Origin of the sequence: Anabaena sp. FACHB-1237 (assembly GCF_014696225.1) — a bacterium.
Lineage (GTDB): Bacteria > Cyanobacteriota > Cyanobacteriia > Cyanobacteriales > Nostocaceae > FACHB-1237.
Genome location: NZ_JACJPV010000082.1, coordinates 1 through 4538 on the forward strand (window position 1 = coordinate 1; position 4538 = coordinate 4538).

The window sequence follows — 4538 nt, forward strand, 5'->3', positions numbered from 1 at the left end:
TCAAGGGTTAAAACCTATAGAGTCAAAACGAAAAGTGGTTGTTTATTGCCGAGTCTCTTCTAGTAGTCAAAAACCTGAACTTAAAAACCAAATATCTGCGATGGAAACATTCTGTTTGAATCGCGGATTAGCTGTTGATGAGTGGATCTCAGAAATTGGAGGTGGATTAAATTTTAAAAGGAAAAAATTTTTATCAATTATGCTTTCAATGCTTAAAGGTGAAATATCAACAATAGTCGTAGCGCATAAAGACAGGATGTGTCGGTTTACTTTTGATTTTATTATGGAATTAGCAATTTCTGTTGGGTGTCAGATCATAGTTGCAAACCAGGAATCTTTGTCACCCCAACAAGAATTAGTAGAAGACCTAATGGCAATTATTCACTGCTTTTCTTGTCGGTTGTACGGATTGAGAAATTACTCCAAAGAAATCAAAGATCATCTCAAGAATGCCATTGACCAACCTATACAAAGTGTTTCAAACTTAGACAATAAAGAAATACAGTCCCATTGAAGTAGAAAGTAAAGTCTAGTTTTGTCTAGGTTTTATATAGCAGTAAAATCCATAGGTAATAATCAGTAATAGTTACAAGTTACAGGCAAACAACTAATTACACATTTATGAAACGTCGTGAATTTTTCAATTGGGTAGGCTTAGGTTTATTAGCTAGTTCTTTACCCGTAGCACTAGCAGCTTTTACGTCAGAAGATACCACCTTTGCAGCTACTACATCTAAGACTACTAAGAAGTGGCAAAAAGTGGGAACAGTGACAGAATTAGATAAAACGGGGCAGTTATTAGTAGAAAATTCTCCCATTGGTGCGCTATTAGTGGTAGGAACATCCAAAAAACCTAAAAATTTGATTGCGGTCAAACCTAACTGTACTCATCAAGGTTGTACAGTGGAATGGAACACAAAAAATAGTGAATTTGCTTGTCCTTGTCACGGCGCGAAGTTTGCCAGCAATGGTAAGGTGCAAAATGGACCGGCTAATAAGCCTTTAAAAACTTATCAAGTGAAAATTGAAGCTGGTGCGGTTTTCGTGCTGTCAGTATAGCTACCCTTACCTGAACTCAGGAGAAGCCATGACTTGAGCATAGGTGCTGTGGGCATACGTCACAGCACGCTATTGGTGAAGTATTGAGGAAAATTATATTTTACCCAATTACCAACTCCTGAGAGCTATATCAGAAATGTTAACAAAATTTTGTATCATAATCTACTAAAATTAAAGAATCAAGTTGTTAATTATTAGAATTAGGAATGTAATTCCTGTTACCTATGCGTATAGAGCAGTTACAAGCCTTTTTGGCGATCGCGCAAACAGGCAGTTTTCAACAAGCAGCAAAAAAATGTGGTGTTACCCAGTCTACTATCAGTAGACAAATTCAAGCACTAGAGACGGATGTGGGTGTAGAATTATTCTATAGAACAAGTCACGCCAAATTAACTTTAGGTGGAGAAAGACTATTACCGCGAGTGCGTAAAATTTGTCAAGAATGGGAAATTGCTACCCAAGAATTAACAGATTTAATGATAGGAAAACAGCCTGAATTATGTGTTGCCGCTATTCATTCGATCTGCGCTTCTTATTTACCTCCAGTATTACAAAAATTTTGCCATAAATATCCAGAAGTACAATTGAGAGTAACATCATTAGGTAGCGATCGCTCTCTAAAAGTTCTGAAAGATGGTTTAGTAGACTTAGCAATTGTTATGCACAATCGTTTCTTAATTACTGGCAAAGAAATGGTAGTACAAACATTATACGATGAACCCATAGAAGTATTAACATCTGCTAATCATCCCCTAGCCAAGTTTACATCTATTCCTTGGTCAGAATTAATTATTTATCCCCAAGTAGTTTTTAAAGATGGTTATGGAATGCAGCGTTTAATTCAAGATAAATTTACCGAACTAAATGCACAATTACAAGCAGTATTGGAAGTCAATACCTTAGATGCTTTTCGAGCCATAGTTCGTCAAGGAGAATTAATTGCTTTATTGCCCCATTCTGCACTAATAGAAGCTAAAAATGATCCCACTCTTGCAGTTCGTTCTTTAGCAAATCATAATTTATTAGACAATTCTAATTTCCACCGTCGAGTAGTTATGGTGACAACCCAAGATCGTTTACAAATTCCTCCCATTCAACATTTTTGGCAATTAGTATTAGAAAATATTTGTTTTCAGCTAACAAATGTAGGTAATAGCTGACAGTCAGGAAGAAAATAATGATCAATTGTCAATTAATTACATTCCAAGAATATGAACAAAATATTTAGAGAACTTATCCAAAAAGTGGGTAGTGGAACTCATACTTCCAAAAATTTAACCCGTGCTGAGGCTTATACCGCCATGAAAATGATGTTATTAGGTCAAGCAACTCCAGTGCAAATAGGTGCTTTTTTAATAGCTCATCGCATGAAACGCCCCACAGGTGAAGAATTAGCAGGAATGTTAGATGCTTATCAGGAATTAGGACCAAAATTAACACCAATTAATAATAAAACTGTCATCGTTTTGGGTATGCCCTATGATGGTAGAACTCGCACAGCACCAATTAACATTATTACTGCTTTATTATTAGCCAGTACTGGACAACCAGTAATTATGCACGGAGGCGATCGCTATCCCACAAAATATGGATTACCTTTAATAGAAATTTGGCATAATTTAGGTGTAAATTGGCGAAATTTATCTCTAGCACAAACTCAAGAAATATTTGCCAAAACTAATCTTGGTTTTATTTACACACCTGATCATTTTTCCATAACTAAAACACTTTGGCAATATCGAGAACAACTAGGAAAACGTCCACCTTTAGCAACAATGGAATTAATTTGGTGCCCCTATACTGGAGATAGTCATATTATGGCAGGGTTTGTACATCCACCGACAGAAAATATTTTTAAAGATGCTTTAGATTTACATAATGTCCAAAAATATACCTTCATTAAAGGATTAGAAGGAAGTTGTGATCTACCATGCGATCGCACAGCTATTATTAGTTTTTCTTCGGCGATAAATCAACAATTACCGAAAGAATTACAGAGATTATTTCTCTCATCTACTAACTATGGTTTTACAAACCAAAATGTTCCCCTTATTACCACAGAAGAACTAATTAAAAATCTAAAAAAAGTGTTAAAGGGAGAATCTTGTGAATTAATGGAAACAGCTATATGGAATGGAGGATTTTATTTATGGCATAGTGGAATTTGTTCTAATATCCACAGTGGCATAGAACAGGCTAGGGAACTGTTGATTAGTGGTAAGGTAGCTGCACAATTAGAGAAAATGTTGCAATTTTAGTAATTAGCAAGTAAGCTGTTGTGCTTTTAACTTGAATAATTAATACAAGCAAGATGCTTGTGCTACTGTAACTTCAGGTCTTTTAATTATACAGTGAGTGCTGCACATTAGCTTAGTAATTACAAGAAATAATTTTCACTTCGCACTTAGGACTTCGCACATCATCTATTAATTAACAGATAGAATCATACCTTCACAAGCTAATGAAGCATGGGGGAAAATAGACTTAATTTGATCTTGCATTTTATCAAGATAATTATCATCGTCATCAGGATGATGTTGAGATATAATTAATTGTTTGACCTTGGCCATTTGTGCTAATTTTACAGATATTTTCCAACTAGATTCCGCTGGTTCATGTTGATGAGCATTTAAGGGAGTATAGATAGCATTTGTAATCCATAAATCAGCATTTTCAATTATTTCTAAAATTCTTGTTTGTTCTTGTGAATTAATGATTCTATGTACATCTGTAGCATAAACAACATTATAACCTTTCCAGCTAATTCTATAACCCATAGAATGTTGATTTTTATTAACCAATTGAGTTTTTACTTTCACATCATGGACTTCAATGAATTTACCAGCATTGATATTATAAAACCTCAAATTTGACTGCATTACTTGTAAAGGGTAGGGAAAATGAGGTTGCAGCATTTGATTACAAAGACATTGTTTAATTGATGCACCATTAGAAGCAGCAGTTCCATAAATATGAAAACAATTATCAGGAATAAATGCTGGAGCAAAAAATGGGAAACCTTGAATACGATTTGATTGAGAATTAGTAAAAAATAAATGTGCTTCTAAAGGTTTATCTATTTTTTGCCAACTGCGGCCGAGAATACGTAAACCCGTACCACCATCAAAAATCAAACGTTGTCCACCTACAAATATTTCTATACAACTAGTGTTACCACCATAACGAATGTTACAACTAGTGGGAGTAGGAATTAAACCCCGTACACCCCAGAAGCGGACTTTAAACTGATTATGATACTGGTCAGATTGATTACCGAGTATTGTGCCGGGTTCATCGGTGATGCAGATTTGGGAGTTGGATAGATCAAAACTTGCCATTGTCTTCAAAATTAGAGTTAAAGATAGAAAGTAAATTACCAAGACATACTATACATAGCTAGACATCCTGTGGTATGATAGAACAAGTAAAAAACTTAGCTATCAGATGACAGTAAATTATGTACCTCCAAGAGTCGCTGC

The 4538-nt window shown here is 35.0% G+C and carries 5 protein-coding genes; 4 read left to right on the plus strand and 1 reads right to left on the minus strand.

The annotated features are described in order from the left end of the window. From H6F32_RS20025 to H6F32_RS20040, 4 genes are all read left to right on the plus strand, one after another. The coding region (locus H6F32_RS20025; RefSeq protein ID WP_190371025.1) for an IS607 family transposase at positions 1-514 on the plus strand (514 nt) is incomplete at its 5' end. A 107-nt stretch (positions 515-621) separates the two neighbouring features. After that, positions 622-1059 (plus strand): ubiquinol-cytochrome c reductase iron-sulfur subunit, encoded by a 438-nt coding sequence (locus H6F32_RS20030; protein WP_190371026.1) that lies wholly within the window; start codon positions 622-624, stop codon positions 1057-1059. Between the two features lie 224 nt (positions 1060-1283). Continuing rightward, positions 1284-2219 carry a LysR family transcriptional regulator gene (locus H6F32_RS20035; RefSeq protein ID WP_190371027.1) on the plus strand — a complete coding sequence of 312 codons (936 nt, stop codon included), beginning with the start codon at positions 1284-1286 and terminating at the stop codon, positions 2217-2219. A gap of 51 nt (positions 2220-2270) precedes the next feature. Then, positions 2271-3317: an anthranilate phosphoribosyltransferase family protein gene (locus tag H6F32_RS20040; protein ID WP_190371028.1), complete on the plus strand. Its 1047-nt coding sequence runs from the start codon at positions 2271-2273 to the stop codon at positions 3315-3317. A 168-nt stretch (positions 3318-3485) separates the two neighbouring features. Here H6F32_RS20040 and H6F32_RS20045 read toward each other — a convergent pair whose 3' ends face one another. Then, positions 3486-4397, minus strand: coding sequence for an MBL fold metallo-hydrolase (locus H6F32_RS20045; protein WP_190371029.1), 912 nt, complete (start codon positions 4395-4397; stop codon positions 3486-3488). Positions 4398-4538: the final 141 nt, after the last annotated feature.

Coding starts and splice junctions, on each gene's coding strand:
- H6F32_RS20030 (WP_190371026.1), top strand. CDS start 622: ATGAAACGTCGTGAATTTTTCAATTGGGTAGGCTTAGGTTTATTAGCT.
- H6F32_RS20035 (WP_190371027.1), top strand. CDS start 1,284: ATGCGTATAGAGCAGTTACAAGCCTTTTTGGCGATCGCGCAAACAGGC.
- H6F32_RS20040 (WP_190371028.1), top strand. CDS start 2,271: ATGAACAAAATATTTAGAGAACTTATCCAAAAAGTGGGTAGTGGAACT.
- H6F32_RS20045 (WP_190371029.1), bottom strand. CDS start 4,397: ATGGCAAGTTTTGATCTATCCAACTCCCAAATCTGCATCACCGATGAA.